The 26897-nt window shown below is 71.8% G+C and carries 23 protein-coding genes and 2 pseudogenes; 15 read left to right on the forward strand and 10 right to left on the reverse strand.

The window, feature by feature from the left end; genetic code table 11:
• The first annotated feature begins 81 nt into the window (after nucleotides 1–81).
• Both F7R91_RS18205 and F7R91_RS18210 read left to right on the forward strand, forming a co-directional pair.
• Entirely contained in the window at nucleotides 82–1953 is a 1872-nt protein-coding gene (locus tag F7R91_RS18205; RefSeq protein WP_150950058.1) for a DUF2334 domain-containing protein, read from the forward strand.
• A gap of 11 nt (nucleotides 1954–1964) precedes the next feature.
• Complete coding sequence (locus F7R91_RS18210; RefSeq protein WP_150950060.1) at nucleotides 1965–3023, forward strand: glycoside hydrolase family 113; 1059 nt, start codon at nucleotides 1965–1967, stop codon at nucleotides 3021–3023.
• 6 nt (nucleotides 3024–3029) lie between these two features.
• Here F7R91_RS18210 and F7R91_RS18215 read toward each other — a convergent pair whose 3' ends face one another.
• The gene (locus F7R91_RS18215) at nucleotides 3030–3941 is read right to left on the reverse strand and encodes a rhomboid family intramembrane serine protease (protein ID WP_150950062.1); all 912 of its coding nucleotides are present in this window, start codon (nucleotides 3939–3941) and stop codon (nucleotides 3030–3032) included.
• Between the two features lie 153 nt (nucleotides 3942–4094).
• Here F7R91_RS18215 and F7R91_RS18220 point away from each other — a divergent pair, with 153 nt between their 5' ends.
• Together F7R91_RS18220 and qcrB are read left to right on the forward strand one after the other, a co-directional pair.
• Nucleotides 4095–4817 carry a vWA domain-containing protein gene (locus F7R91_RS18220; protein ID WP_150950064.1) on the forward strand — a complete coding sequence of 241 codons (723 nt, stop codon included), beginning with the start codon at nucleotides 4095–4097 and terminating at the stop codon, nucleotides 4815–4817.
• A 74-nt stretch (nucleotides 4818–4891) separates the two neighbouring features.
• Complete coding sequence (gene qcrB / locus F7R91_RS18225) at nucleotides 4892–6541, forward strand: cytochrome bc1 complex cytochrome b subunit (RefSeq protein ID WP_150950066.1); 1650 nt, start codon at nucleotides 4892–4894, stop codon at nucleotides 6539–6541.
• Here qcrB and F7R91_RS18230 read toward each other — a convergent pair.
• The 3 genes and pseudogenes from F7R91_RS18230 to F7R91_RS18250 all read right to left on the reverse strand — a co-directional run.
• Nucleotides 6516–7067 (reverse strand): annotated as a pseudogene (locus F7R91_RS18230) (acyl-CoA dehydrogenase family protein); the annotation flags it as partial. The gene qcrB and the pseudogene F7R91_RS18230 sit on opposite strands and share 26 nt — an antisense overlap.
• Nucleotides 7068–7916: 849 nt before the next feature.
• Nucleotides 7917–8354 (reverse strand): annotated as a pseudogene (locus F7R91_RS18245) (acyl-CoA dehydrogenase family protein); the annotation flags it as partial.
• Entirely contained in the window at nucleotides 8354–9493 is a 1140-nt protein-coding gene (locus F7R91_RS18250; RefSeq protein ID WP_150950184.1) for an acyl-CoA dehydrogenase family protein, read from the reverse strand. The gene F7R91_RS18250 and the pseudogene F7R91_RS18245, both read right to left, overlap by 1 nt.
• A gap of 47 nt (nucleotides 9494–9540) precedes the next feature.
• Here F7R91_RS18250 and F7R91_RS18255 point away from each other — a divergent pair, with 47 nt between their 5' ends.
• The 3 genes from F7R91_RS18255 to F7R91_RS18265 are packed head-to-tail and all read left to right on the forward strand — an operon-like array spanning nucleotide 9541 to nucleotide 12156.
• Nucleotides 9541–10326, forward strand: coding sequence for an SDR family oxidoreductase (locus tag F7R91_RS18255; RefSeq protein ID WP_150950067.1), 786 nt, complete (start codon nucleotides 9541–9543; stop codon nucleotides 10324–10326).
• Between the two features lie 25 nt (nucleotides 10327–10351).
• Nucleotides 10352–10963, forward strand: a complete 612-nt coding sequence (locus F7R91_RS18260; protein ID WP_150950069.1) for a TetR/AcrR family transcriptional regulator — start codon at nucleotides 10352–10354, stop codon at nucleotides 10961–10963.
• 35 nt (nucleotides 10964–10998) lie between these two features.
• The gene (locus F7R91_RS18265; protein WP_150950071.1) at nucleotides 10999–12156 is read left to right on the forward strand and encodes an acetyl-CoA C-acetyltransferase; all 1158 of its coding nucleotides are present in this window, start codon (nucleotides 10999–11001) and stop codon (nucleotides 12154–12156) included.
• Here the strand turns inward: F7R91_RS18265 and F7R91_RS18270 are convergent.
• Genes F7R91_RS18270 through F7R91_RS18285 form a run of 4 tightly spaced genes read right to left on the reverse strand, consistent with a single transcriptional unit; the run spans nucleotide 12140 to nucleotide 15581 of the window.
• On the reverse strand, nucleotides 12140–13189 hold the full coding sequence (locus F7R91_RS18270; RefSeq protein WP_150950073.1) for an NAD(P)H-dependent flavin oxidoreductase: 1050 nt from the start codon (nucleotides 13187–13189) through the stop codon (nucleotides 12140–12142). The two genes, F7R91_RS18265 and F7R91_RS18270, sit on opposite strands and share 17 nt — an antisense overlap.
• Nucleotides 13189–13980, reverse strand: coding sequence for a CoA-transferase subunit beta (locus tag F7R91_RS18275; RefSeq protein ID WP_150950075.1), 792 nt, complete (start codon nucleotides 13978–13980; stop codon nucleotides 13189–13191). Before F7R91_RS18275 ends, F7R91_RS18270 begins: the two co-directional genes overlap by 1 nt.
• Complete coding sequence (locus F7R91_RS18280; RefSeq protein WP_150950185.1) at nucleotides 13973–14812, reverse strand: CoA transferase subunit A; 840 nt, start codon at nucleotides 14810–14812, stop codon at nucleotides 13973–13975. Before F7R91_RS18280 ends, F7R91_RS18275 begins: the two co-directional genes overlap by 8 nt.
• 16 nt (nucleotides 14813–14828) lie before the next feature.
• Nucleotides 14829–15581: an enoyl-CoA hydratase family protein gene (locus F7R91_RS18285; RefSeq protein ID WP_150950077.1), complete on the reverse strand. Its 753-nt coding sequence runs from the start codon at nucleotides 15579–15581 to the stop codon at nucleotides 14829–14831.
• Nucleotides 15582–15635: 54 nt separating this feature from the next.
• On the opposite strand from F7R91_RS18285, the gene F7R91_RS18290 reads away from it, so the two are divergent.
• Together F7R91_RS18290 and F7R91_RS18295 are read left to right on the forward strand one after the other, a co-directional pair.
• Nucleotides 15636–16376 (forward strand): SDR family oxidoreductase, encoded by a 741-nt coding sequence (locus tag F7R91_RS18290; RefSeq protein ID WP_150950079.1) that lies wholly within the window; start codon nucleotides 15636–15638, stop codon nucleotides 16374–16376.
• 1 nt (nucleotide 16377) lies between these two features.
• Nucleotides 16378–17283, forward strand: a complete 906-nt coding sequence (locus F7R91_RS18295) for an SDR family oxidoreductase (RefSeq protein ID WP_150950081.1) — start codon at nucleotides 16378–16380, stop codon at nucleotides 17281–17283.
• 157 nt (nucleotides 17284–17440) lie between these two features.
• On the opposite strand, the gene F7R91_RS18300 is transcribed toward F7R91_RS18295, so the two are convergent.
• On the reverse strand, nucleotides 17441–18322 hold the full coding sequence (locus tag F7R91_RS18300; RefSeq protein WP_150950083.1) for a hypothetical protein: 882 nt from the start codon (nucleotides 18320–18322) through the stop codon (nucleotides 17441–17443).
• A 144-nt stretch (nucleotides 18323–18466) separates the two neighbouring features.
• On the opposite strand from F7R91_RS18300, the gene F7R91_RS18305 reads away from it, so the two are divergent.
• The 5 genes from F7R91_RS18305 to F7R91_RS18325 all read left to right on the forward strand — a co-directional run bounded on the left by F7R91_RS18305 (nucleotide 18467) and on the right by F7R91_RS18325 (nucleotide 25045).
• Nucleotides 18467–18817: a chorismate mutase gene (locus F7R91_RS18305; RefSeq protein WP_150950085.1), complete on the forward strand. Its 351-nt coding sequence runs from the start codon at nucleotides 18467–18469 to the stop codon at nucleotides 18815–18817.
• A gap of 140 nt (nucleotides 18818–18957) precedes the next feature.
• Entirely contained in the window at nucleotides 18958–19512 is a 555-nt protein-coding gene (locus F7R91_RS18310; RefSeq protein ID WP_150950088.1) for a response regulator, read from the forward strand.
• A gap of 56 nt (nucleotides 19513–19568) precedes the next feature.
• Nucleotides 19569–22055, forward strand: coding sequence for an aminopeptidase N (pepN, locus tag F7R91_RS18315; RefSeq protein ID WP_150950090.1), 2487 nt, complete (start codon nucleotides 19569–19571; stop codon nucleotides 22053–22055).
• A 192-nt stretch (nucleotides 22056–22247) separates the two neighbouring features.
• A complete protein-coding gene (locus F7R91_RS18320) occupies nucleotides 22248–23624 on the forward strand; it encodes a pyridoxal phosphate-dependent decarboxylase family protein (RefSeq protein ID WP_150950092.1) in 1377 nt (458 codons plus the stop codon).
• Nucleotides 23621–25045 (forward strand): lysine N(6)-hydroxylase/L-ornithine N(5)-oxygenase family protein, encoded by a 1425-nt coding sequence (locus tag F7R91_RS18325; protein ID WP_150950094.1) that lies wholly within the window; start codon nucleotides 23621–23623, stop codon nucleotides 25043–25045. The genes F7R91_RS18320 and F7R91_RS18325 overlap by 4 nt, the downstream gene beginning before the upstream one ends.
• Before the next feature lie 22 nt (nucleotides 25046–25067).
• Here F7R91_RS18325 and F7R91_RS18330 read toward each other — a convergent pair whose 3' ends face one another.
• On the reverse strand, nucleotides 25068–26027 hold the full coding sequence (locus F7R91_RS18330) for an NAD-dependent epimerase/dehydratase family protein (RefSeq protein ID WP_150950096.1): 960 nt from the start codon (nucleotides 26025–26027) through the stop codon (nucleotides 25068–25070).
• A gap of 158 nt (nucleotides 26028–26185) precedes the next feature.
• Here F7R91_RS18330 and F7R91_RS18335 point away from each other — a divergent pair, with 158 nt between their 5' ends.
• Nucleotides 26186–26893 (forward strand): TetR/AcrR family transcriptional regulator, encoded by a 708-nt coding sequence (locus tag F7R91_RS18335; RefSeq protein ID WP_150950098.1) that lies wholly within the window; start codon nucleotides 26186–26188, stop codon nucleotides 26891–26893.
• Nucleotides 26894–26897: the final 4 nt, after the last annotated feature.

The following is a 26897-nucleotide window of genomic DNA, read 5'->3' on the forward strand; positions in this document are numbered from 1 at the left end:
CGCCCACAAGAATCAGTGCCTTCTTGCTGGCAAAAGCCTTTGTCAATGATTGGCAAAGTGGGGGGAAACATTGTGAGACCAGTGACCCGTCCTCGGGGCCGAGGAATCCCGAGGCTTTCCATTCTGCTGCTGCTCGTCGCGGCCCTGTTCAGCGGCACGTTCCTCGCCGCGGGCGCCCAGGCCGCCGGGGGTGACCACCGGCACCCGGGCGAAACCGTCGGCACCCGGTCCGGATTGAACCGCGTCGACCTCAAGGGCTGGGCCAAGGCCCAGCTCAAGGCCGACCGGGCGCGCCACGACCGGCCGCGCGCCGCAGTGAGCACCGTGGTCGCGGCGACCGACACCCTGCTGGGCGCGGCCACGTCCCGGCCCGCCTCCGCCGCGGCGGTGACCCGTCAGGCGAACCTGCCGGCCCCGGCCGACGTGGCCGCCGCGGCCGACCCGAGCGCGCTCGTGCTCTACGACACGGCAGGCCCCTACGGCCACCTGGGCGAGCTCTACGCGATGGCCGCGGCCAACCTGGCCGGCCACTTCGGCACCGTGACGGCCAAGCCCGTCTCGCAGTACACCGCGGGCATGCTCAACTCGTACACGGCCGTGGTCTACATCGGCTCGACCTACTACTGCTGCGACGTCCCGGACGCGGTCCCGGCCGCCTTCTACCAGGACGCGCTGGCCACCACCAAGCCCGTGACCTGGATGGGAGCCAACATCTGGAACATGGCGAACGCCGTCGGCGTAGCCCAGTTCACCCAGAAGTACGGCTGGGACCCCACGACGTCGTACTACGAGGACGGCGGGTCGGTCGGCACCGTGACGCAGGTGACGTACAAGAACCAGACGCTCACCCGGAAGATTCCGGCCGGACAGGACGGCGGTGTGCTGCGCCCCAACGTCCTGACGGGGCCCGGATATCCGGCCGTCACCCGGCTCGCGGAGGGACTGGACTCCTCCAACGGGCACACCTTCGGCTGGGCGGTGCGCTCGTCCAACCTCACCTACATCGGTGAGATCCCGTTCGCCTACGTCTCCGAGAGCGACCGCGTCATCGTCTTCGAGGACCTGCTCTTCGACGCCCTGGCCCCGGCCACCGCCGAACGGCACCGTGCGATCGTGCGCCTGGAGGACATCAGCCCCAACTCGGATCCCGCCGAGCTGCGGTCCATCGCCGACTACCTCTTCTCGCAGCAGATCCCGTACGGCATCAACGTGATCCCGGTCTACACGGACCCCAACGGCGCCTACAACAACGGCGTCCCGGAGACGATCACGCTCGCGCAGCGGCCCCAGCTGGTCAACGCGCTGAAGTACATGCTGACCAGGGGCGCGGTGCTGATGAACCACGGCTACACGCACCAGTACGGCAACGTGGCCAACCCCTACAACGGGGTGACCGGTGACGACTTCGAGTTCTACCGCGCGCACGTGGACGCCTCGAACAACGTCGTCTACGACGGCCCGGTCCCCGGCGACTCCGCCGCCCTGGCCCAGAGCCGGGTCACCAGCGCGCTCGCCGTGTTCACGGCGGCGGGCCTGCCGAAGCCGGCGCTGTGGACCACCCCGCATTACGCGGGAACGGCCACCGACTACAAGGTATTCAGTTCGAATTTCTCGGCCCGGCTCGAACGCTCGCTGTATTTCGCGGGAACCCTCAGCGGCGCCTCGGCGGATCCGAACCGTTTCATCGGACAGTTCTTCCCGTATGTGGTGCGTGATGTGTACGGGACGAAAGTACTTCCCGAAAACATCGGGAATTACGAGCCGGAGGAATACAACAATCATCCGCCGCGCCTGCCGGCCGATCTCGTCGCCTCGGCCAAGGCCAATCTCGCCGTCCGGGACGGGGTCGCCAGCTTCTTCTACCACCCGTATTTCCCGGTCCAGCCGTTGAAGGACACGATCGACGGCATCAAGGCGCTGGGCTACACCTTCGTCAGCCCGACGAGCCTGTGAGGGTCCGGAGCATGAGCAGGGGGACCGTCGCCACCATGGCGGCGGTCCTCCTCGCCGTCACCGGCTGCATGACCGACGGCACGGCGCGGGGCCATGACGACGGCACCAGCGCGTCGCGCCCCGGCGGCCCCGCCGCGGGAACTTCGCAGATGCGCGGCATCACCCTGCCCTCCTGGTCCCGCACCGACTACGACAGCCCCGCCGCCGGCCGCTATCTCCGGGACATCAGGGCGACCGGGGCACGCTGGGTCACCTTCACCCCGACCTGGTACCAGAAGCGGCGCACGGACACCGCCCTGCACCGCACCGAGGAGACGGCCGGCGACACGAGCCTCAGACGCATCGTGCGCCGCGCGCACTCGGCCGGCCTGAAGGTGATGCTCAAGCCGCATGTGGACCTGCCCGGCGACGCCGACCGCGCCGAGATCCGCCCCCGGGACCGGGACGCCTGGTTCGGCACGTACCGGCGGTTCATCACCCACTACGCGGACCTCGCGGCGGACACCGGCGTCGAACAGTTCGCGGTGGGCACCGAACTCGCGGGCGTCTCCGGCGACCACGCCCGCTGGACCCGGGTCATCAAGGCGGTCCGCGACCACTACGACGGTCCGCTGACCTACGCCGCCAACTACGACGAGTACGAGGGGATCCCCTTCTGGAAGGAACTCGACCTCATCGGCATCGACGCCTACTGGCCCCTGTCCGCAACGGCCACGCACGACACCGCCCGGCTGCGCCGCGCCTGGGAACCGATCCGCGAGGAACTGGCCGCCTACGCCCGGCGCGAGGACCGGCGGATCCTGTTCACCGAGGCGGGCTATGTCAGCCAGCAGGGCGCGACGACCGCCCCGTACGCCTGGCACATCAGCCGGCGCACCGGCAACGCGGAACAGGCCGCCGCCTACCGGGCGCTCCTGGAATCCTTCACGGGCAGGCGCTGGTGGGCCGGGGTGTGCTGGTGGATGTGGGACGACTGGCCGGACAGCGGGGAGACACCGGCGAAGCTCGCCTACACCCCGCACGGGAAGCCGGCGGAGGAGGTGCTGCGGAAGAAGTGGGGCGGGCGCTGAGGATGCTCAGCCCGTCAGCCCCGTGACCTTGCCGACGGACAGGACCGCCAACAGCACCAGCAGACCTACGCACGCCGCGGCCTGGACCAGGTCGCGGCGCCGGTCCCGGGGTGCGTACGCGTACGCCAGCGTCACCACCCCGCCGGCCAGCAGACCGCCGAGGTGCCCTTCCCAGGAGGTGGCCCACGCGGAGATCACCAGCCACAGCAGCAAGCCCGCCATGAAGCGGTTGACCGAGTTCATGTCGCCGCCGAGGCGACGGGCCATGACCCAGTACGCGGCACCCAGGCCGAAGATCGCGCCGGACGCGCCGACGGTGTGGTCCTCGGGCGAGATCAGCAGCACCAGGACCGAGCCGCCGAGCGCCGACAGCAGATACAGCGCGAGGTAGCGGACCCGGCCCAGCTGCGCTTCCACCACCCGGCCCAGGTTCCACAGCACCATCATGTTCATCACGATGTGCAGGATGCCGAACGTGCCCTCGGTGGCGGGCAGATGCAGGAACGCGCCGGTCAGCAGCCGGTACCACTCGCCGGCCACGACGCCTTCCGCGTGGAAGTCCGCGGGATACGACGCCTGCCAGTGGTAGGAGCCACCGTCCGGCCCCACCAGCATCGCCCCCAGCATCTCGAACCGGTCCACGAGCGCCGGACGCACCAGCTCGCCCAGGTACGCGAGCACGTTCAGCCCGATCAGCACATACGTCACGAGGGGCGCCACCGTGATCCGGCCGCCGAACACCGTGCGCGCCTGGCGCACCGACCGCGCCCCCTCCTTCACACACTCCACGCACTGGTGGCCCACGGCCGCCTCACGCATGCAGTCCGGGCAGATGTACCGGTCGCAGCGGGTGCAGCGGACATACGACTCCACCTTGGGGTGGCGGTAGCAGGTGGTGACGGTGGACTCGGACTCCACGGCCGGCTCCTCGCGGGGGACGGGACGAATGGTGAGCCGGCTGGGGACGGCGGCGAACAAAATAGCGAACGCCTATGGGAGGAGCGGGAGGTGGGGCAGGAGTGACGTACTCTCGGCGGCAGTTCCGTCGCCGGTGAACCAGGGGGAGTCCAGATGGCCGCGATCAGTCTCAGCAAGGTCGAGGAGACCGCGCCCGCGCTGGTGAACCTCTACAAGACCGCCGGGGTGTCCCTCACGAAGCACGGGCTGGACGGGCAGCGGGCCGCCGTCTATCTCGTGGTCGACTACTCGGGGTCCATGAAGCCCTACTACCAGAACGGCAGTGTGCAGGCGCTCGCCGACCGGGTGCTCGGGCTGTCCGCGCACTTCGACGACGACGGGACCGTCCCGGCGGTGTTCTTCTCCACCGACGTCGACGCCGTCACCGAGATCGCCCTCGCCGGCCACCGGGGGCGGATCGACCGGATCGTGGCCGGGCTCGGGCACATGGGCAGGACCAGCTACCACCTGGCGATGGACGCCGTCATCGACCACTACCTCGACAGCGGGTCCACGGACCCCGCCCTCGTCGTCTTCCAGACCGACGGCGGGCCGATCAACAAGCTCGCCGCGGAACGGTTCCTGTGCAAGGCGGCAAAGCTGCCGCTGTTCTGGCAGTTCATCGGATTCGGGGACCCGGGCAGCAAGCAGTTCGACTTCCTGCGCAAGCTCGACGAGCTGGCGGTGCCCGGCAAGCGGGCCGTCGACAACGCCGGGTTCTTCCACGCCGGCGCCGATCCGCGGAAGGTCTCCGACGCCGAGCTGTACGACCGGCTGGTGGGCGAGTTCCCGCAGTGGCTGGCGGCCGCGCGGGCGCAGGGCATCGTGCGGCCGTAGACCGTGCCGGCCCCGTTGGCTCAGCCGTACCGCCGTGTCACCCTGAGGGTGATCCGACGGGGAGGCGACGACGTATGGACGGCGCACGACCGGGGAACACCGCAGGGGCTTCCGCGCGCAGGGACCCGCCCGCCGCGGGCGAGAGGATCGCCGACTGGGCGGACGGACGGCTCGGCCTGTACCGGCTGGCCAAGGCCAATATGCGCAAGGTCTTCCCGGACCACTGGTCCTTCATGCTGGGCGAGGTCTGCCTCTACAGCTTCCTCATCCTGATCCTCACCGGCGTCTACCTCACGCTGTTCTTCGAGCCGAGCGGAACCGAGGTCGTCTACCACGGCTCCTACGAGCCGCTCAACGGCGTCATCATGACCAGGGCGTACGAGTCCACGCTCGACATCAGCTTCGATGTGCGCGGCGGGCTGCTGATCCGCCAGATCCACCACTGGGCGGCGCTGGTCTTCGTCGCCGGCATGCTGGTTCACATGATGCGGGTGTTCTTCACCGGCGCGTTCCGCAAGCCCCGCGAACTCAACTGGCTGTTCGGCTGGACCCTGCTGATGCTCGGCATCATCACCGGCCTGACCGGCTACTCGCTCCCCGACGACCTGCTCTCCGGCACCGGCATCCGCTTCGCCCAGGGCGCGATCCTGTCCGTCCCGATCGTCGGGACGTACCTGTCCTTCTTCCTGTTCGGCGGCGAGTTCCCGGGGCACGACATCATCCCGCGGCTCTTCCCGATCCATGTCCTGCTGCTGCCGGGGATCATGCTGGGCCTGGTGGTCGCCCATCTGATCCTGGTCTTCTACCACAAGCACACCCAGTACCCCGGGCCCGGCCGCGACGAGAAGTCCGTGGTCGGCATGCCCTTCCTGCCGGTCTACATGGCCAAGGCCGGCGGCTTCTTCTTCCTCGTCTTCGGTGTGCTGGCGATGATGGGCGGCCTCGCCAGCATCAACCCCGTGTGGGCCTTCGGGCCCTACCGTCCGGACCTGGTGACGACGGGCGCCCAGCCCGACTGGTACCTCGGCTTCTCCGAGGGCCTGATCCGGGTGATGCCGGGATGGGAGATCAACGCCTGGGGCCACACCCTGGCACTGGGCGTCTTCATTCCCTTCTCGCTCTTCCCGCTGATCCTGCTCGCGCTCGGCCTCTACCCTTTCCTGGAGGCATGGATCACCGGCGACAAACGTGAGCACCACATCCTGGACCGGCCGCGCAACGCGCCCGTCCGCACCGGTCTCGGCGTCGCCTGGCTGAGCCTGTACGCGGTGCTGCTGATCGGCGGCGGCAACGACATCGTCGCCACGCATCTGCATCTGTCGATCAATGTGATCACCTGGTTCGTGCGGGTCGCCGTGTTCGTGCTGCCGGTGCTGGCCTTCTGGGTCACCAAACGCATCTGCCTCGGGCTGCAGCGCCGTGACCGGGACAAGGTGCTGCACGGCAGGGAGACCGGCACCGTCAAACGGCTCCCGAACGGCGAGTACGTCGAGCAGCACGAACCCCTTCCGCAGAGCCGGCTGTTCACTCTGACCCAGCACGAGCAGAACCCGCCGTACGAGATCGGGCCGCTCGTCGACGCGAACGGTGTACGGCGGCGGGTCAGGACCTCGCAGCGGGTGCGCGCGCGGCTGGCGCGGGCCATGTTCGGATCCGGCGCGCGGATCGCCAAGCCGTCGGCGGAGGAGTACCGGGAGATCACCAGCGGCGACTCGCGTCACTGAGGACGAGGGCCCGGGCCGACCGGGGATCGCCCCAGGCGGTGCGCAGCGCGCGGGCCTTGCCCAGCCAGAGCGAGAGGTCGTACTCCGCGGTGTAGCCGATCGCGCCGTGCAGTTGGAGAGCCGTGCGGGCGGTGGCATACGCCGCCTCGCAGGCCGTGAGCCGGGCGGCCGCGACGTCGGCCGGAGCCATCGTCAGCGCGGCACCGAAGATCAGGGGGCGCGCGAACTCCAGGGCGATCTTCGCATCGGCGAGCCGGTGTTTGACGGCCTGGAAGGAGCCGACGGGAACCCCGAACTGCGTTCGCTGCTTGACATACGCGACCGTCCTGTCGAGCAGCGCCTGCCCGACCCCGAGCGCCTGAGCGGCACCGGCGAGCCCGCCCCAGATGAGGGCGAGACGGTGAGCAACGGCGACTTGAGGGCCGACGGCGAGCACGTCCCCGCCGGACGGCAGGAGGAAGAGCCGACGGGCGGGGTCCAGGGAGGGGCGGGGGGCGCCGGCCGGGGCGGACGCGAGGCGCAGTTCGGCAGGCCCGGCTGGGGTTTCCGGCTCCGCCGGATTGCGCGGTCGTGTCGACGCGTGTGAATCGGCCGCACTGTGCGGGCCTGTCGGGACGTGCCCTCCTGCGGGGGCGTGCGGTGCGGCCGGGTGGTCCGGTTCGGCGGGGGCGTGCGGTGCGGCCGGGTGGTCCGGTTCGGCGGGGGCGTGCGGTGCGGCCGGGTGGTCCGGTTCGGCGGGGGCGTGCGGTGCGGCCGGGTGGTCCGGTTCGGCGGGGGCGTGCGGTCCGGCCGGGTGGTCCCGTTCGGCGGGGGCGTGTGGTTCCGTCGGGTGGTCGGGGCCTGTTGGGGCCTGCTGTCCGGCCGGGCTGTGCGGTTCGGCCGGGGTGTGCCCTCCTGCGGGGGCGTGGGGTTTTGTCCGGTGGCCCGGTCGCGCAGGGGCAGTCGGTCCGGTGGGGCTGTGCGGTTCGGCGGGGGCGTGTGGTGTCGCCGGGTGGTCGGGGCCTGTTGGGGCCTGCTGTCCGGCCGGGCTGTGCGGTTCGGCCGGGGTGTGCCCTCCTGCGGGGGCGTGCGGTTTTGTCCGGTGGTCCGGTCGCGCAGGGGCAGTCGGTCCGGTGGGGCTGTGCGGTTCGGCGGGGGCGTGTGGTGTCGCCGGGTGCTCCGGTGCTGCGGGGGCGTGCGGTGTCGTCGGGTGGTCCGGGCCTGCCGGGGCGTGCGGGCTGTGCGGTTCGGCCGGGGCGCTCCCCCCTGCCGGGGCATGTGGTGTCGTCGGGCGGTCCGGTCCTCTCGGGGCACGCGGTCCGGCCGGGGTGTGCGGTCGCGCCGTGCCCTCGGGTGCCGGCGTGCCCTCCGGTCCCGCCGTGCCGTCCGGGACCGTCCCGGCGCCCGGATCTGACACCACAAGCCGGACGGCCGCCACATCCGCGTCCACGGCGTACGCGCCCATCGGCAGCGTGGCCCACCACTCGCCCGAGGCCAGGGCGGGCAGCAGGCGCTTGGCCGGGCCCGTGTCGTCCAAGGCGGTGAGCAGGGCCGCTGCGGCGATCGTTTCCGTCAACGGGCCCGGTACCGCGTGCCGGCCCAGTTCCACGAAAGCCGCTGCCAGGTCGACGGGGCGGGGGCCCAGGCCCTCGTACGCTTCCGGAACGGCCAGCGCGAACACTCCCGCGTCCGCCAGTCGGGACCACAGCGCACGGCCGCTCGTGTGCTCGCCGCGGCTCCAGTCCCGTACGACGGACGGGGTGTCCGCCGCCGTCAGCAGCGCGTCCAGCGAACCGGCGAACGCGCGCTGTTCGGCGTCGAGGAGGAAGCGCATCAGCGGCGTCCCTTCGGCAGGCCGAGCAGGCGCTCGGCGACGATGTCGCGCTGGATCTCGTTCGTCCCGGCGTAGAGGGGCCCGGCGAGCGCGAAGACGTACCCCTCGGCCCAGTCGGAGTCCGCCCGTTCGCCCTCCGCGCCCAGCAGGTCGAGGGCGGTCTCGTGCAGCGCGATGTCGTACTCGGACCAGAAGACCTTGTTCAGGCTGGACTCCGGGCCCGGCGTCCCGCCCTCCAGGAAGCGGGAGGCGGCCGCGTAGGTGAAGAGCTGGTAGGCGCGGGCGCCGATCAGCGCGTCGGCCACCCGGTCGCGGGCCCAGTCCGGGCAGCCCCGCTCCCGCCACAGCCGGTGGAGCCGGTCGGCGGCGGCCAGGAAACGGCCGGGGGAGCGGAGGGTGAGCCCGCGCTCGTTGCCCGCCGTCGCCATCGCCACGCGCCAGCCCTCGCCCGGCCCGCCGATCACGTCCTCGTCCGGCACGAACACCTCGTCCAGGAACAGCTCGGCGAACGCCGGTTTCCCGTCGAGGCGGCCGATCGGGCGGACCGTGACGCCGGGGGCGCGCAGGTCGAACATGAGGTAGGTCAGGCCCTGGTGCGGCTTCGGCGTCCCCGGCTCGCTGCGGAACAGGCCGAACGCACGGTCGGCGAACGCCGCCCGTGACGACCAGGTCTTCTGGCCGCTCAGCAGCCAGCCGCCCGCCGTGCGCACGGCCCTGGACCGCAGCGACGCCAGGTCGGAGCCCGCTTCCGGCTCCGACCACGCCTGCGCCCAGATCACCTCGCCCCGGGCCATGGGAGGCAACACGCGGGCCCGCTGTTCCTCGGTGCCGTGGTCGAAGAGGGCCGGGGCGAGCAGGCCGATGCCGTTCTGGCTGACCCGGCCCGGCGCGCCCGCCGCGTAGTACTCCTCCTCGAAGACCAGCCACCGCATCAGCCCCGCCCCCCGGCCGCCGTACTCCTCGGGCCAGGACACCACCGACCAGCGGTCCGCGGCCAGTTCGCCCTCCCAGGCCCGGTGCGCCGCGAAGCCTTCTTCCGTCTCCAGGGAGGGCAGCGGTACGGCGGGCACATGCGCGCGCAGCCAGGCGCGGGCCTCGGCGCGGAACTCCTCGTCGGCCGGGGAATGGGTGAGGTCCACGGTCACCGTCCTTCCCTAACAAGTGTTTGGTAGGTTAGCGTGGCCCCATGACAGGCGTCGAGAGTCCGGCGTACGTGCCCGGACACGGGCTGCTGAAGGGGCGCACCGCCGTCATCACCGCGGCGGCCGGAGCGGGGATCGGCGGGGCGACCGCGCGCCGCTTCCTGGAGGAGGGCGCACGCGTCCTGATCAGCGACGCGCACACACGCCGGCTCAAGGAGCACGAGGCCGAGCTGAGCCGGGAGTTCCCCGGATCGGTGACGGCCCAGCCCTGTGACGTCACCGACGAAACCCAGGTGCGGGCCCTGCTCGACAGAGCCGAGCGGGAGCACGGGCGGCTGGACGTCATGGTCAACAACGCGGGCCTCGGCGGGACTTCCGCCCTCGTCGACATGACCGACGAGCAATGGACCCGCGTCCTGGACGTGACCCTGAACGGCACCTTCCGCTGCACCCGGGCGGCCCTGCGCGCGATGCGGCGATCCGGGTCCGGTGTGATCGTCAACAACGCCTCCGTCGTCGGCTGGCGTGCCCAGACCGGCCAGGCGCACTACGCCGCCGCGAAGGCCGGGGTGATGGCGCTGACCCGGTGCGCGGCGGTCGAGGCGGCTGAGTACGGCGTACGGGTCAACGCGGTCGCGCCGAGCCTCGCCCTGCATCCGCACCTCGCGAAGGTGACCTCGGCCGCACTGCTCGAGGAGCTGACCGCGCACGAGGCCTTCGGGCGGTACGCCGAGCCCTGGGAGGTGGCCAATGTGATCGTGTTCCTGGCGTCCGGCTACTCCTCGTACATGACGGGAGAGGTCGTCTCCGTCAGCAGCCGGCATCCCTGACGGCCGGGCGGATCACAATGGAACCGTGCCGACCAAGAAGAAGCCCCAGGTGACCGCTGCTCCCGAGCGCCGCCGCGAACTCCTCGGCACCGCCGCCGAGGTGTTCGCCGAGCAGGGCTACAACGCCACCACCGTACGCAAGATCGCGGACCATGCCGGCATGCTCGCCGGCAGCCTCTACTACCACTTCGACTCCAAGGAGTCGATGCTCGAGGAGATCCTGAGCACCTTCCTCGACGAGCTCTGGGACGGCTACGACGCCGTCCTGGAGGCCGAGCTCGGGCCGCGCGAGACCCTCGAAGCCCTGGTCACCGAGTCGTTCCGGGAGATCGACCGGCACCGGGCCGCCGTCGCGATCTACCAGAAGGAGTCCAAGCAGCTGGTAGCGCAGGAGCGGTTCGCGTTCCTCGCCGAGTCCCAGCGCAAGTTCGAGAAGGCGTGGCTGTCCACGCTGGAGCGCGGGGTCGCGGCCCGGGTCTTCCGTGCCGACCTCGACGTCCGGCTCACCTACCGGTTCGTGCGCGACACGGTGTGGGTCGCCGCGTCCTGGTACCGGCCCGGCGGACACCACAGCCCGGAGGAGATCGCCCGGCAGTACCTGTCGATGGTGCTGGACGGGATCGCCGTACGTACGTAACTCACGTAACTCATCGCGGAGTCTGGGGAGTTGCCATGGCCGAGGCCTACATCGTCGAAGCGGTCCGTACGCCTGTGGGGCGGCGCGGGGGAGGACTGAGCGGGGTCCACCCGGCCGACCTGGGCGCGCACGTGCTGAAGGAACTCGTCTCGCGGGCGGGCGTGGACCCGGCCGCCGTCGAGGATGTCGTCCTCGGCTGTCTCGACACCGTGGGCCCGCAGGCCGGGGACATCGCGCGGACCTGCTGGCTGGCGGCGGGGCTGCCCGAGGAGGTGCCCGGTGTGACGGTGGACCGGCAGTGCGGGTCCTCCCAGCAGGCCGTGCACTTCGCGGCGCAGGGCGTGCTGTCCGGGACGCAGGATCTGGTGGTCGCGGGCGGTGTGCAGAACATGTCGCAGATACCGATCGCCTTCGCCACCCGGCAGGCCGCCGAGCCCCTGGGCTTCACCCAGGGCCCGTTCGCGGGCAGCGAGGGCTGGCGTGCCCGGTACGGGGACCGGCCGGTGAACCAGTTCGTCGGGGCGGAGATGATCGCCTCGAAGTGGGGGATCACCCGGCAGGACCAGGAGGAGTTCGCGCTGCGCTCGCACCGCAGGGCCCTGCGGGCCATCGACGAGGGGCGCTTCGAGCGGGAGACCGTGGCCTACGGCCAGGTCGCCGTCGACGAGGGCCCCCGCCGCGACACCTCCCTGGAGAAGATGGCGGGCCTCGAGCCGGTTCTCGACGGCGGCACGGTCACCGCCGCCTGCTCCTCACAGGTCTCCGACGGAGCGGCGGCCCTGCTGCTGGCCTCGGAGCGTGCCGTGCGCGAGCACGGGCTGACACCCCGCGCGCGCGTCCACCATCTCTCCGTCCGCGGCGAGGACCCCATCCGCATGCTGACCGCGCCGATCCCGGCCACCGCCCACGCCCTGAAGAAGACCGGCCTGACCGTCGACGACATCGACCTCGTCGAGATCAACGAGGCCTTCGCCCCGGTCGTCCTGGCCTGGCTGAAGGAGACCGGAGCGGACCCCGGCAAGGTCAACGTCAACGGCGGCGCCATCGCCCTCGGCCACCCCCTGGGCGCCACCGGAGCCAAACTGATGACGACGCTGCTGCACGAACTGGAGCGCACCGGCGGGCGGTTCGGACTCCAGACGATGTGCGAGGGCGGCGGCCAGGCCAATGTGACGATCATCGAGAGGCTGTGAGCCTCGCGCGCGTCCCGTCCGCCTCCTTCATGATCCGCTGCACCAGCTCCGCGCACGACGGCAGGTCGTCGATCACCCCGGCGACCTGCCCGGACGCCATCACGCCGAGGTCCGTCCTGCCGTCCACCATCGCGGACTTCAGCAGCATCGGCGTGTTCGCGGCGAGCAGCACCTGGCTCCAGGACAGATCCTTGCCGTGCTTCAGGGCGAGGCCGTCCCGGACCAGCTGCCGCCAGGTCAGCCCGGACAGCGTTCGAAAGCCGGCCGCACGGCGCACTGCCTGGAACAAGGCCCTCGCGCGGCCCGCGTTCTCCAGGGACGCCACCAGGTCGGTGCGCAGCATCCGGTGAGGCAGGCCGTCGACCGCCCGCGTCACCGTCACGTCCTTCACCGTCGCCGCCAGATACCGCGCCTTCACCACGTCCGGCACCGTCGACTCCGATGTGAGCAGGAACCGCGTGCCCATCGCCACACCCGCCGCCCCGTACGCCAGCGCCGCGACCAGGCCGCGCCCGTCGAAGAAGCCGCCCGCCGCCACGACCGGTATCCGGACCGCGTCCACCACCTGCGGCAGCAGCACCGTCGTCGCGACCTCGCCGGTGTGCCCGCCACCCTCTCCGCCCTGCACGATCACCGCGTCCGCGCCCCACGCGGCGACCTTCTCGGCATGCCGACGGGCCCCTATGGAGGGGATGACAACGACGCCCGCCTCCTTGAGCCCCGCGATCAGCTCCGGGGACGGGGCGAGCGCGAACGACGCCACCCGCACACCCTCCTCGATCATGATGCTCACCCGGTCCCCGGCGTCCGCCGCGTCCGCCCGCAGATTCACCCCGAACGGCGCCCGGGTACGGGACTTGACCTCGCGTATCGCCTCACGCAGCCGGTCGGGGGTCATCGTCGCGGAGGCCAGGATGCCGAGCGCGCCCGCGTTCGCCGTCGCCGAGACGAGACGGGGGCCCGCCACCCATCCCATCCCGGTCTGCACGATCGGATGGCGGACTCCGACCAGCCGGGTCAGCGCGGTCTCCATCAGCCGGCGACCTCCCGTGAACGGGTGTCCGCGGGATCGATGACCTCGCGGATCAGGCGCAGCTCCGCCGCGGTCGGGTCCCGGGTGTACGGCACCTCGTCCGGCACGGCGAGCGGGAAGGCCGTGGCCTCCCGGACCTCCTCGACCGTCACTCCCGGGTGCAGCGACGCGAGCCGCATGGAGCGGTCGGGGGTGGCGAAGTCGAAGACACCGAGACCGGAGACGACCCGCGCGAGGTGATGGAAGGGGGCTCCGCCGGCCCGGTCGTTCCCCACTCCGCACACCATGTCGACCTTCTCCACGAACACCCGCCGGGAGTGCTTCGGGATCCAGTAACTCGTGGCGTGGTTCAGTGTGTTGACGGGCGCTCCGCGCACCCCGAGCAGCTGCCGGGCGGGTCGTGCCCAGTCGCCGATGCAGGAGATGTTCTGGTTGCCGTACCGGTCGATCTGGCTCGCGCCCATCATCACGTGCCGCCGGCCGCCCGCGGCAAGGGTGAGGTGCTGCCGGTAGGGCAGCCAGCCCTCGACGGTGCCGTCCGGGCCCACGAGCAGCGCCTCGCCGTCGGTCAGCAGCAGATCCGGTGAGAACGTGCACCTGGCGAGGCGGGCCCCGATCGAGGGGATCAGCCCCATGGGACTGGCGAGAATCTCCCCGGCGTCGCGCCAGGCCTCGGCGCAGGCGATCACGCAGTACTCGGCGCGGGTGGGCGGGAGAAGGGGTGTGCGGGTGGGCGGGAGAAGGGGTGTGCGGGTGGGCGGGGGAAGAGGGGCACCGGTGATGTCACTCATGAGCCGCCTCCTCGTGCCAGTCCCGGACGGCCGACTGATAGGCGTGCTCGTCCCCGTCGAGGAACCGTCCGGCGAACTCGGCCCACGACGTGGTCGCGTACTGCTTCTGGAAAGCCTCGTCCCGCCCGTAGTCGGGCACGCAGGACGTGAAGTGCGCGCCGCGCGGGGACTCCACCACGCCCGCCACCGTGTGCCGTTTGATCAGCAGGGTCTGCGGCGCCGTCTCCTTGGTCAGCTCGGCCGTGTCCACGATCCGCTCACAGGAGACGTACGCCGCCTCGGCCGCCTCGCAGAACAGGTCGTCGAAGTACGGGTCGGGACCGAGGTACTGGCCGTTGCCCCGCCCATCCGCGCGGCTGACGTGCACCAGGGCCGCGTCCAGCCGCAGGGCGGGCATGGCGACGAGCGTCTCACCGTCCTCGTACGGCGAAGTCACCGTCCGCAGCCCGGGGTTGACCCGCATCACATCCGAACCGAGGCCCGCCCGCACCGGCATGAAGGGCAGCCGGTTCGCGGCGGCGCGCAGTCCCCACAAAAACATCGCCTCGTCGATCTCCATCAGCTCCAGGGCCCCTCGTTCGCGCGCCGCCCGGTAGTGCGGTTCGAGCGGGATCGAGTCGAGGGTGGCGAAGGCGGCGACCAGTGTGCGGATCCGCCCCGCTGCGGCGAGCATGCCGATGTCCGGGCCGCCGCACGAGACGACCGTCAGATCGGTGACCCGGGACCGCAGCAGCGCTCTGACCAGGGACATCGGTTTGCGGCGCGAGCCCCAGCCGCCGATGCCGAGGGTCATGCCGCTCTCAAGGCGGGAGACGACCTCGTCGGCGGACATCGTCTTGTCGGTCCTGTCACTCACGTGACGCACCCTCCTTCCCGAAGGTGTCACGGACCCGGTCGCCGGCCCCGCTCAGGCCCGCCTCGAAGGTGAAGCCCTGCTCGAAGCGGTAGCTGCGGCGCACATCCACCGGGTCGATGCCGTTGAGCGCGGCCTTCGCCAGACGGATCAGCTCCCTGTCCTTGGCCGCGATCTCGCGGGCCGTTTCCAGCGCGGCCGCGCGCAGTTCCTCGCGCGGCACCACCCGCCACACCGAGCCGTGCGCGTGCAGCTCGGCCGCGGTGGCCCTTCGCGCGGTGTAGTACAGCGCGCGCATCAGATGCTGCGGGACCAGCCGGGCCAGATGCGTGGCCGCGCCCAGCGCCCCGCGGTCCAGCTCGGGCAGCCCGAACGCGGCGTCCTCGCTCGCCACGATCACGTCCGCGTTCCCCACCAGGCCGATGCCGCCGCCCAGACAGAAGCCCTGCACCGCCGCCACCACCGGGACCTCGCACTCGTACACCGCCGCGAAGGCCTCGAAGCAGCCGCGGTTGGCGCCCACCAGCGCCCCCTGCCCCTGTGCCTGTATCTCCTTGATGTCCACGCCCGCGTTGAAGCCCCGGCCCTCGGCGGCCAGCACCACGCACCGCACCCCGGGGTCGCGGCCGGCCGCGCGCACGGCGTCGGCCAGGGCGAACCAGCCGCGCACCGGCAGCGCGTTCACCGGAGGGAAGTCGACCGTGACGACGGACATCCCCTTTTCCGGGGACGAGGTGGAGACACCCATGGCCGCATCAGCTACCTTTCCACCAAACGTTTGTTAGGTGGAGGGTAGCGGCGAATGCAGCTGAACGGGAAGGTCGCGGTCGTCACCGGCGGCACCCGGGGCGTCGGGGCCGGGATCACCAGGGCCTTCGCCGAAGCCGGGGCCCAGGTGGTCACCGTCGCGCGCAGGCCGCCCGAGGAACCCGTCAAGGGCGTCGAGTTCATGCCCGTCGACCTGCGCGACCGGGACGCCGTGCACGCATTCTTCGGCGTGCTGCCCCGCCTCGACGTCCTGGTCAACAACGCGGGCGGCACCCCCTACCGGCGGCTGGCCGACGCGGAGGCCGAGCGGCATGCCCGTGTCGTCGAGCTGAACCTCCTCGCACCGCTGACGGCCTCCCTCGCCGCGTACCCGCACCTGAAGCGGAGCGGGGGATCCATCGTCATGACCGGCAGTGTGAGCGGGGGCCGTCCGTCGCCCGGTTCCGCGGCATACGGGGCGGCCAAGGCCGGACTGGAGAACCTCGCGCGCTCCATGGCCGTCGAATGGGCGCCGGAGGTCCGCGTCAACACACTCGTCCTCGGCATGGTCCGCACCGAGCTGTCCCACCTCCACTACGGCGGCGAGGAAGGCATCGCGGCGGTCTCCCGCACGGTCCCGCTCGGCCGCCTCGCCGACCCCTCCGACATCGGTGCGGCCGCCGTGTTCCTCGCCTCCGACGCCGCCGCCTACATCACCGGGGCCTCGCTGCTCGTGCACGGCGGCGGGGAGCGGCCCGCTTTCCTGGACGCAGCAACTGCCAACAAGGAGACGTGACATGAGCGGAATCTGCGACGGACGGGTCGTCGTCGTCACCGGCGCGGGCCGGGGCCTGGGCCGGGCCCACGCCCTCGCCTTCGCCGCGGAAGGCGCCCGGCTCGTCGTCAACGACCTCGGCGTCGGCCTCGACGGCACACCCGGTCCCGGCAGTCCGGCCGTCCGGGTCGCCGAGGAGATCCGCGCCGCGGGCGGCGAGGCGGTGGCCCACGGCGGCGACATCGCCACGAGCGACGGCGCCGCGTCCCTGGTGGCGACCGCCCTGGAGACCTACGGCCGGCTCGACACCCTCGTCAACAACGCGGGTTTCCTGCGCGACCGGATGCTCGTCAACCTCGACGAGGGCGACTGGGACGACGTACTGCGCGTCCACCTCAAAGGCCACTTCCTCCCCCTGAAGCACGCCGCCGCGCACTGGCGCACCGAGGCCAAGGCCGGCCGCACCCCGGCCGCCCGGATCGTCAACACCAGCAGCGGGGCGGGACTGCTCGGTTCGGTCGGACAGGGCAACTACAGCGCAGCGAAGGCCGGGATCGTCGCGCTGACGCTGGTCGCGGCGGCCGAACTGGGCCGCTACGGCGTCCAGGTCAACGCGATCGCCCCCGCGGCCCGGACCCGCATGACGGAACGCACCTTCGCGGAGACCATGACGGCACCGGCAGCCGGCTTCGACGCGATGGCCCCGGAGAACGTCTCCCCCCTGGTCGTCTGGCTCGGCTCACCCGCGAGCGCGGGCGTCACCGGCCGCGTCTTCGAGACGGAGGGCGGCCGGATCACGGTCATGGAGGGCTGGCACAGGGGCCCGACCGCCGACAAGGGGGGACGGTGGAGCGCGGGGGAGGCGGGGGAGGCGGCACTGAAGCTGCTGGGGGAGGCGGAGGTGCCGGGGGCGGTGTACGGGGCGTAGGGCGACGTTCCGGGATCCCGTCCGGGCTTGACTTACGAGCGCCGGTCACGGCATTTCCAGCCCGTCCGGCGTGTGAGGACGAGGCCGCAAGGCCGAAGCGGGGGCTGGGGCGGCAGCCCCCAGCGAGGCCCACACCAGCGCCGGATGAGACACAGACCTACGTATCACACTCCAGCACCGTCCGGCACAACGCACACCGCGCCCGCACCCGCCCCCGGACCGGCACCCTGATCCGCTGATGACAGGTCGGACACGGGAAGGACACCCGCAGCCGCCCCCCGCCGTCGGGCGTGAAGGTGTAGGGAACACCGGGCTGCGGCCCGGGCGCGTGCCGCCGGTCACGGGCGTACCGGTGCCGCCCCGCCCAGCCGGCGGCCGTCAGCGGCGGCTGCTGCTCGTCGAGACGGGCCTGAACCATGCCCTTCTCGTACGCCGTATAGGCCTGCGGACTGGTGAACCAGACCGACGGATCCTCGCCGAAGACCAGCGACCGCTTGGCAAGGACATAGCCGAACTCCTCCGGCGTCAGATAGCCCAGCTTCTGCGACGAGTCCGCGTCCTCGCGGTACGCGTCCAGAAGCAGCCAGCCCGCGCCCAGATACGTCGTCGCCGTGTCCGTGAGGATCTCGTTGTCACGGGTGCCGGTGAAGGACAGGTCGAGACGGTGCAGATACACATGCATCACCTCGTGCGCGAGGGCCGCGCCGATGTCCCGGCGATGGGTGCGGAACCGGTCGTTCAGCTCGACGAAGTACTCGGGGCCCGCGGCGAGTTCGACATTGGCCGCGTACCGCATCTCCCGGAAGCTGACGATCATACGGGCGTCCGGCAGACGGTAGTGGCGCACCAGCTCGCGGGCCACCCGCTGCGCGCCCAGATACAGGTCGTCGGTGTCGCAGAACGCCACGTCGGCGGGGGCCACGCTGGTCGCGAACGTCTGGATGGTGTCGTAGGACAGCCGCCGGTAGAGCGCGGTGATCGCGGCCCGCACCGTGTCCAGATGTGGGTAGCCGTGCACCACCGGTCCGTCGCTCGCCACGCCCGTACCCCCAAGACGCCGTGAACCCGGTTCCACTGTACGAGGGCGGGGGCGGAATCTCCCCGGCTGGATTTCGCCGATCCCGCCGATTCCGGCGGTCGGGGCCGCGGGCCGGTTGCCGCAGGCCACGTAGGGTGGTCGCCCATGACCACCAGCAACACCGGAAGCGGTGACGCCGACCCCGCCGTGCGCGAGGAGCTGGCCCGGCTGCGCGACAGCATCGACAACATCGACGCGGCCGTCGTCCATATGCTCGCCGAGCGCTTCAAGGCCACCCAGCAGGTCGGGCACCTCAAGGCAAAGCACCAGCTGCCGCCCGCCGACCCGGCCCGCGAGGCCCGGCAGATCGCCCGCCTGCGCGCCCTCGCCGAGAGCGCCAAACTCGATCCGGCGTTCGCCGAGAAGTTCCTGAACTTCATCATCGGCGAGGTGATCCGCCACCACGAGCGCATCGCCGAGGACACGGTGAACGACTCGGCAAACCTGGCGAATTGACCCAGGGCGTGTGCCCCCGGGAGGTGACACGACACCCCCCGGAGGGGCATGCTGCGCTGTGCACTCCTTGTCAGCTGACGAGCACACCCCGTCAGCGCCTCGGACATAAGCTGTGCTGTCCACGAGGAAGGGACCGGGCCATGCCGTCGGATGCCAGGATCCTCATCGTCGACGATCACGAGGACACGCTGTACGCCCTGGAAAGCGCCCTGGCTCCGCTGGGCTACCGGCTGGCCCGCGCCACCAGCGGCGACGAGGCGCTCAAGCAGGTGCTCCGCGGCCAGGTCGGCCTTCTCCTGCTCGATGTGCGCATGCCCGGCGTCAGCGGCCTCGACGTGGTCCACTACATGCGGCGCGTGGAGCAGACCCAGCACATCCCCGTCGTCCTGCTCACCGGCTTCGGCCCCGACAGCGAACTGACCTCCACCGCCTTCGGGCTCGGCGTCGCCGACCTCGTCATGAAACCCATCGACCCCTGGGCCCTGCGCACCAAGGTCCGCTACCTCTTCGACGCCCACCAGCGCCATCTCGCGCTGGAGGAGGAGGTGCGCGAGCTGCGCGCGCTGGTGAAGGACCACACCGAGTCCACCGGGGAACACCCCGTACGCCCCGCCCTGCGCCGCCCGGGAGCCCTGGTGCCGACGCAGCGGGCACAAGGGGCGCGCACCGGGGAGTTCGAACAGGGCCGGACATAGGCCACGAACCGATCCGCCTCTGTGCGTCGCCAGAGCCATCGGGCAGCATGTCGTCCATGTCCGTACTCTCGCGCGACGAAGCGCAGACCCGTGCCAAGCTCCTCGACGTCCACCGCTACACGATCGACCTCGATCTGACCACCGGTGACGAGACGTTCGACTCCCGCACCGTCATCAGGTTCACGGCCCGTACGGACGCCGACACCTTCGTCGAGCTCAAGCCGGCCCTGCTGCGCTCCGTCACCCTCGACGGGCAGCTTCTCGACCCGGAGTGCCTGGACGAGAACCGGCTGCCCCTGAAGGACCTCACGGCCGGCGAGCACGAGCTGCGCATCGATGCCGCCATGCGCTACTCCCGCACCGGGGAGGGCATGCACCGCTTCACCGACCCCACGGACGGCGAGACCTACCTCTACACCCAGCTGTTCATGGACGATGTGCAGCGTGTCTTCGCCGCCTTCGACCAGCCCGACCTCAAGGCCGTCTTCGAACTGACCGTCAAGGCCCCCGAGGGCTGGACCGTCCTCGCCAACGGCCTCACCGAGCACCTCGGCGAGGGCCGCTGGCAGGCCGCGGCCACCCCGCTGATCTCCACCTACCTCGTCGCCGTCGCCGCCGGCCCCTGGCACTCCGTGCGCACCGAGCACCGCGGCCTGCCCTTCGCCATCCACTGCCGCCGCTCCCTCGCCCCCTACCTGGACGCGGACGCCGACGAAATCCTCGAGATCACCAAGCAGTGCTACGACCGCTACCACGAGAAGTTCGAGGAGCCCTACCCCTTCGACTCCTACGACCAGGCGTTCGTCCCCGAGTTCAACGCCGGCGCCATGGAGAACCCGGGCCTGGTCACCTTCCGTGACGATTTCGTCTACCGCTCCGCCGTCACCGACACCGAACGCCAGACCCGCGCCATGGTCATCGCCCACGAGATGGCCCACATGTGGTTCGGCGACCTCGTCACCCTGCGCTGGTGGGACGACATCTGGCTGAACGAGTCCTTCGCCGAGTACATGGGCTACCAGACCCTCACCGAGGCCACCCGCTTCACCGACACCTGGACGGACTTCGGCGTCGCCCGCAAGTCCTGGGGCTACGACGCCGACCAGCGCCCCTCCACCCACCCCGTCGCCCCGGAAGCCGTCGAGGACACGGCCTCCGCCCTGCTCAACTTCGACGGCATCTCCTACGCCAAGGGCGCCTCCGCCCTGCGCCAGCTGGTCGCCTGGCTCGGCGAGAAGGACTTCCTGGCCGGCATCAACACCCACTTCGCCCGCCACAGGTTCGCCAACGCCACCCTCGCCGACTTCATCGACTCCCTCGCCGGCGCCACCGAACGCGACGTCCACGCCTGGGCCGACGCCTGGCTGCGCACCACCGGCGTCGACACCCTCACCCCGCGTGTCGCCCCGGCCGCCGACGGCACCTGCACCCTCACCGTCGAGCACACCGGCCGCCGCCCGCACCGCATCGCCGTCGGCCTGTACGACCTCGACGTCGCCGACGAGGGCCGCCATCTCGTGCTGCGTGAACGCCTCGGCCTCGACGTCCCGCAGAGCGCCGCCCAGCCCATCGGCAAGCGGCCCGCGCTGCTGCTCCTCAACGACGGCGACCTGACCTACGCCAAGGTCCGCTTCGACCCCGGCTCCTTCGAGACCGTCCGCGCCGCACTGTCCGGCCTGCCCCGGCCGCTCACCCGCGCGGTCGTGTGGAACGCCCTCAGGGACACCGTCCGCGACGGCGAACTGGCCGCCTCCGCCTATCTGGAGGCCGCCCGCACCCACCTCCCGCACGAGACGGACCTCGCCCTCGTCCAGGGCGTCCTCGCCTTCGCCACCACCCAGGTCACCAACCGCTACCTCACCTCCGAGGAGCGGCCCGCCGCCCTGGCCACCCTCGCCTCCCTGTGCCGCGACCTCATCCGCCGCACCGAGGACGGCGACAACCCCGGCCTGCGCCTGATCGCCGTACGCCACTTCATCGACGTGGCCGCGCACCCCGACACCATCGCCGCCTGGCTCGCCGACGGCACCGTGCCCGGCGGACCCGAACTCGACCCCGAGCTGCGCTGGCGGGTCCTCGGCCGGCTCGCCGTCCTCGGCGCCACCGACGAGGACACCATCGCCGCCGAGCTGGACCGCGACCCGAGCGCCACCGGCCGGGAGGGCGCCGCCCGCTGCCGGGCCGCCCTGCCCGACCCGCAGGCCAAGGCGAAGGCCTGGGACGCGATGTTCAGCGGCGACGACCTCTCCAACTACCTGTTCACCGCCACCGCCCAGGGCTTCTGGCAGCCCGAACAGGCCGATCTGGTACGGGAGTACGTGCAGCGCTACTACGAGGACGCGGTCGCCGTCGCCGCCCGCCGCGGCCCGGCCATCGCGGACGCCGCCGGCCGCTGGGCCTTCCCCGTCCACGCCGTCGACGCCGAGACCCTGCGCCTCGGCGAGCAGTGCCTGCGCGACGCCGACCCGATCCCCGCCCTGCGCCGCAAACTCGTCGACCAGCTCGACGACCTGGCACGCGCGTTGCGGGTCAGGCAGGCGTAGGACCCGGGCCCCGCGGGCCCGGGACCACGCGGACGCCTTCGGGGCTCACCGCGGAGGGGGAAGCGGCACCGGCACACCGTCCCCGCACGGACGTACGTCCTCCTTTCAGGTTGTGATCGCCGGACTTCCGGGCGCGCGCTCACGCATCGGCGTACAAGCTGGAACTCCCTCTGCCCGCGCCCGGGAGGACCCATGAGCACGCCGTCCCTCGCCTCAGGCCCCGAAGGCCCCGACGCCCTGCGGCCGTTGCTCGGCACCGTGCTCGACGCGCTGGGCGCCGGCGGGCGGGCACGCGGGGGACCGCTGCCCGCGGGCGGGCCGGACGCGGTCGCCGCGCGGCTGAGGGACGCCGTCGGGGACGTACTGCCGAAGGACGGCGACCCGGACGCGCTGCGCACCCTCGTCCACGCGCTCGCCGAAGGCTCCGCCGATCCCGCCCACCCGCTGTGCGCCGCGCATCTGCACTGCCCGCCGCTGGCCGTCGCCACCGCCGCCGACCTGGCCGCCTCCGCCCTCAACCCGTCCCTCGACTCCTGGGACCAGGCCCCGGCCGCCTCCGAACTGGAGGCCCTGGTGACCCGGGCCCTCGCACGGGAGACCGGCGCGGCGGACGCCTTGGTGACCACGGGCGGCACCGAGTCCAACCAGCTCGCCCTCCTCCTGGCCCGCGAGGCGCACGGCGCCGGCCTCCGGCTGGTCCACGGCGCCAACGCCCACCATTCGCTGGCCCGCGCCGCCTGGCTGCTCGGGCTGCCCGACCCGGTCGTCGTCCCCGCCCCGGCCGGCACCCTCGACCCCGCCGCCCTCGACCGGGTTCTCACCGGGAGCGGCGATCACCGGGCCTTGCTGGTCGCCGCCACCGCGGGCACCACCGACGCGGGCCTCATCGACCCCCTCCCCGAGATCGCCGCCCTGTGCGCGGCCCACGGCGCCCGGCTGCACATCGACGCCGCCTACGGCGGAGGGCTCCTGTTCAGCGACCGCCACCGCGGCAGACTCGCCGGCCTCGACCAGGCCGACACCGTCACCCTCGATCTGCACAAACTCGGCTGGCAGCCGGTCGCCGCCGGCCTCCTCACCGTCCGCCGCCCGCAGGACCTCACCGCGCTCCGGCAGCAGGCCGACTACCTCAACGCCGACGACGACACCGAGGCCGGACTGCCCGACCTCCTCGGCCGCTCCCTGCGCACCACCCGCCGCCCCGACGTCCTCAAGATCGCCGTCACCCTCAAGACCCTCGGCCGCACCGGCCTCGGCCGGCTCGTCGACCAGGTCTGCGACCACGCCCGCGAGTTCGCCGCCCTCGTCCACGCCCACCCCGGCTTCGAACTCCACGCCCCGCCCACCATCAGCACGGTCCTGTTCCGGCCCGTCCACGCCACCGACGACACCGTCGCCGCCGTACGCCGAAAGCTCCTCACCGACGGACGTGCCGTCCTCGGCCGGGCCCTGATCGACGGCCGGCTCTGGCTCAAGGCGACCCTCCTCAACCCCCACACCCGGCCCGGTGACCTGGCCGCCCTCCTCACGCTCGTGGAAGAACTCGTGGAAGGACACCCCCCTCGATGAGCACGACCCCCCGGCCGCCCCGCCACGAGTCCGACGCACCCCGCGACCTGGTCGGCATCGGCATCGGCCCGTTCAACCTCTCCCTCGCCGCCCTCGCCCAGCCCCTCACCGGACTCGACACCGTCTTCTACGAACAGCGTCCCGCCTTCGCCTGGCACCCCGGACTCCTCATCGACGGCGCCACCGTGCAAGTGCCCTTCCTCGCCGACCTGGTGACGCTCGCCGACCCCGCGAGTCCCTGGTCCTTCCTCAGCCACCTCAAGGCCCGCGACCGCCTCTTCCCCTTCTACTTCGCCGAGCGTTTCCACATCCAGCGCACCGAGTACGACGCCTACTGCCGCTGGGTCGCCGAGAACCTCCCCGGACTCCACTTCTCCCACCAGGCCGACGCCGTCCGCTTCAACCCCGAACGCGAGGTCTTCGAGGTCGACTTCACCCGGCTCGGCCCGGACGGGGAGGCCGCCGAGCTGGGCCGTACGTACACCAGGAACGTCGTCCTCGGCATCGGCACCGCGCCCCATGTCCCCGAACCGCTCAGACCCCTCGTCGAGGCCCCCGGCGTACCCGTCGTCCACGCCGCCGACTACCTCGCCCACCGCGAGACCTTCCTCGCCGCCGGACATGTCACCGTCGTCGGCTCGGGGCAGTCCGGCGCCGAGGTCTTCCTCGACCTGCTGCGCCACCGGCCCGCCGGCCGCGAGCGGCTCCGGTGGATCGGCCGCACCGAGGCCTTCGCGCCGATGGAGTACTCGAAACTCGGCCTGGAGCACTTCACCCCGGACTACACCCGCTACTTCCACGGTCTCGCCGAACCCGTCCGCGACCGTCTCGTCACCGCGCAGTGGCAGCTGCACCAGGGCATCGACGCCGGCACCGTCGCCGCCATCCACGACGAGCTCTACCACCGCACCCTGAACGGCGGCTGGCCCGACGCCGTGCTCACCCCCGGCGTCAGCGTCCGCACCGCGGGCCGTATCGCCACCGCCAAGATCGAACTCCATGTCGAGCACCTGCAGCAGAACACCCGCTCCCGCCTCACCACCGACGCCGTCGTCCTCGCCACCGGCTACCGCGAACGCTCCCTCGACCCCCTCCTCGCCGGCCTCGACTCCTTTCTGCGCCGCGACAGCCACGAACGCCCGCGGGTCGACGAACACTTCCGGCTCGTCCTCGACCCGTCCGTCACGGGCGCCGGCTGCCATGTCTACGTCCAGAACGCGGAACGCCACACCCACGGCGTCGGCGCCCCCGACCTCGGACTCGCCGCCTGGCGCAGCGCCACCATCCTCAACTCCCTGACCGGCAAGGAGACCTACCCGCTGCCCGCACGGACGGCCTTCACCACGTTCGGCCTCCCGCAGCGGTCACCCGTCCCGCCCGCCCGACAGGCCCCTCGGCCCGTCGGACAGTCCCTGCACTGAGGCCGTGCCGGGGCATCGCGCCTCAGCCGTTCGCCAGCCACGCCCGGTACCAGGCGAGCGTGGCGTCCACCGTCTGCGTGAGCGGTGTCGGCGCCGTCCCGAAGGCCCGCTCGAAGGCGGACGAGTCCACGATCTGGGGCTCGGTGTGCTGGTAGAACATCTCGGCGTACTCGGCCATGAACTCCTCGTCGAACGGGCCGAAGGGGCGGGCCTCCGGCAGGACGGTGACGTTCAGGGGGGTGCCCAGACGCTTCTCGATCATGAGGTGGATCTCGCGGGTGCTGACGGCGGGCGCGGTCGGCAGATGCCAGACCCGGCCGTCGCCCTCGGGGTGCTCACCGAGGGTCGCGAGGCCCGCGGCGACGTCCTCGATGTTCGTGTAGCTGTGCGGCAGGCCGATGTCACCGAGGCCCAGCACCACGCCACCGGTGAGCACACCCGGGAACACGGCCGCCCCCAGGGACGAGTTGAGCACCCCGGGGCCGACGAAATCGGCGGAGCGGCCCAGCACCACCCGGGCGCGGCCCTCACGGTGCGCGGTGAGGTACCTCTCGTCGAGCTCGGCGCGCATCCGGCCCTTCCGGCTTGTCGCCCGCCAGGGCGTCTCCTCGGTCATCGCCTCTCCCCGCGTCTCGCCGTACGGGTAGAGCGTGTCGAGCACCACCAGCCGTGCCCCGGACTCCTCGACGGCGCCCAGGACGGCCTCCTGGATCCGGGGCATCATCTCGACCTGCAGGTGGTAGCCGACGTTCACGCAGTGGTACACCACGGCCGCGTCGGCGGTCGCCGCCCGCGCGCCCTCCGCGGTGCCGACATCGGCGGCGAACCGCTCCACGCCGTCCAGCGCGGGACCGTCGGCCCGGCGGTGGACGAGGCGTACGGCGTGACCCCGGCGCACCAGCTCCCGGGCGAGCGTGGTCCCGGCGGGGCCCGACCCGAGTACGGCGTGCAGCGTCCGGGTCTCACGGGCTTCGGTGGACATGGCGGTCCTCTTCTCTCTGGGGTGTGTCTCGGTCTCGGCCGTGCGCTTATGAACACTCGCAACAGTTAGAGACTGTAACTCTTACGATGGAGCCTAGCAAGAGTGGGTCGCTCGATCCTTGGTTAAGGTGTGTCGCAAAGACGAGAGAGGGGTCGCCCATGACCGGCACCGCCCGCAGCCCGAGGGCCCGGTACCGCGAGCAGACACGCGCGGAGATCAAGGAGATCGCGCTCCGGCAACTGGCCGAGGGCGGTACGGCGGCCGTTGCCCTCACCCGTATCGCCAAGGAGGTCGGGCTGTCGGGCCCGGCCCTGTACCGGTACTTCGACAGCCGGGACGCGCTGCTCACCGACCTGATCCGCGACGCGTACGCCGACCTGGCCGCGGCCGTCGGCAGGGCCGCCGACGCCCTGGTGCCGGACACCGGACCGCGCGCGCGGCTGCAGGCCCTTGCCGCCGCCGTCCGCGCCTGGGCGGTCGCGGAGCCGCACCGGTATCTGCTGATCCAGGGCACTCCGGTGCCCGGATACACCGCGCCCCCCGACACGCTGGACAGTGCGCGGGGCGTCCTCGGGCCGTTCCTGCCGGCGTTCGCCGACGGCCGGCCGTCGGCGGCGGTGCGGCCGGTGGCCGCCCAGATGACGGGGTGGGCCGAGCGGGACGCGGCCGTGGCGGAGTGGGTCCGCCGTCATGTGCCCGCCGGTGCCGAGGGGGCGGCGCTGGCCGGCGCCGTGCTCGCCTGGAGCCATCTGCACGGGGCGATCGGGCTGGAGGTGTCCGGGCAGTTCGAGGGCATGGGGCACGAAGGGGCGACCCTGCTGGCGGCCCAGATCGACTCGCTCGCGGACACGTTCGGCCTCGCCTGACGGC

Origin of the sequence: Streptomyces luteolifulvus, from assembly GCF_008806595.1 — a bacterium.
Lineage (GTDB): Bacteria > Actinomycetota > Actinomycetes > Streptomycetales > Streptomycetaceae > Streptomyces > Streptomyces luteolifulvus.

What these genes read in the sequence shown, in the direction of transcription:
- pepN (WP_150950090.1), top strand. Translation starts at nt 19,569, where the DNA reads ATGTCCGTACTCTCGCGCGACGAAGCGCAGACCCGTGCCAAGCTCCTC.
- qcrB (WP_150950066.1), top strand. Translation starts at nt 4,892, where the DNA reads ATGGACGGCGCACGACCGGGGAACACCGCAGGGGCTTCCGCGCGCAGG.
- F7R91_RS18265 (WP_150950071.1), top strand. Translation starts at nt 10,999, where the DNA reads ATGGCCGAGGCCTACATCGTCGAAGCGGTCCGTACGCCTGTGGGGCGG.
- F7R91_RS18320 (WP_150950092.1), top strand. Translation starts at nt 22,248, where the DNA reads ATGAGCACGCCGTCCCTCGCCTCAGGCCCCGAAGGCCCCGACGCCCTG.
- F7R91_RS18325 (WP_150950094.1), top strand. Translation starts at nt 23,621, where the DNA reads ATGAGCACGACCCCCCGGCCGCCCCGCCACGAGTCCGACGCACCCCGC.
- F7R91_RS18280 (WP_150950185.1), bottom strand. Translation starts at nt 14,812, where the DNA reads ATGTCCGCCGACGAGGTCGTCTCCCGCCTTGAGAGCGGCATGACCCTC.
- F7R91_RS18275 (WP_150950075.1), bottom strand. Translation starts at nt 13,980, where the DNA reads ATGAGTGACATCACCGGTGCCCCTCTTCCCCCGCCCACCCGCACACCC.
- F7R91_RS18270 (WP_150950073.1), bottom strand. Translation starts at nt 13,189, where the DNA reads ATGGAGACCGCGCTGACCCGGCTGGTCGGAGTCCGCCATCCGATCGTG.
- F7R91_RS18290 (WP_150950079.1), top strand. Translation starts at nt 15,636, where the DNA reads ATGCAGCTGAACGGGAAGGTCGCGGTCGTCACCGGCGGCACCCGGGGC.
- F7R91_RS18310 (WP_150950088.1), top strand. Translation starts at nt 18,958, where the DNA reads ATGCCGTCGGATGCCAGGATCCTCATCGTCGACGATCACGAGGACACG.
- F7R91_RS18330 (WP_150950096.1), bottom strand. Translation starts at nt 26,027, where the DNA reads ATGTCCACCGAAGCCCGTGAGACCCGGACGCTGCACGCCGTACTCGGG.
- F7R91_RS18335 (WP_150950098.1), top strand. Translation starts at nt 26,186, where the DNA reads ATGACCGGCACCGCCCGCAGCCCGAGGGCCCGGTACCGCGAGCAGACA.
- F7R91_RS18210 (WP_150950060.1), top strand. Translation starts at nt 1,965, where the DNA reads ATGAGCAGGGGGACCGTCGCCACCATGGCGGCGGTCCTCCTCGCCGTC.
- F7R91_RS18285 (WP_150950077.1), bottom strand. Translation starts at nt 15,581, where the DNA reads ATGGGTGTCTCCACCTCGTCCCCGGAAAAGGGGATGTCCGTCGTCACG.
- F7R91_RS18220 (WP_150950064.1), top strand. Translation starts at nt 4,095, where the DNA reads ATGGCCGCGATCAGTCTCAGCAAGGTCGAGGAGACCGCGCCCGCGCTG.
- F7R91_RS18255 (WP_150950067.1), top strand. Translation starts at nt 9,541, where the DNA reads ATGACAGGCGTCGAGAGTCCGGCGTACGTGCCCGGACACGGGCTGCTG.
- F7R91_RS18295 (WP_150950081.1), top strand. Translation starts at nt 16,378, where the DNA reads ATGAGCGGAATCTGCGACGGACGGGTCGTCGTCGTCACCGGCGCGGGC.
- F7R91_RS18305 (WP_150950085.1), top strand. Translation starts at nt 18,467, where the DNA reads ATGACCACCAGCAACACCGGAAGCGGTGACGCCGACCCCGCCGTGCGC.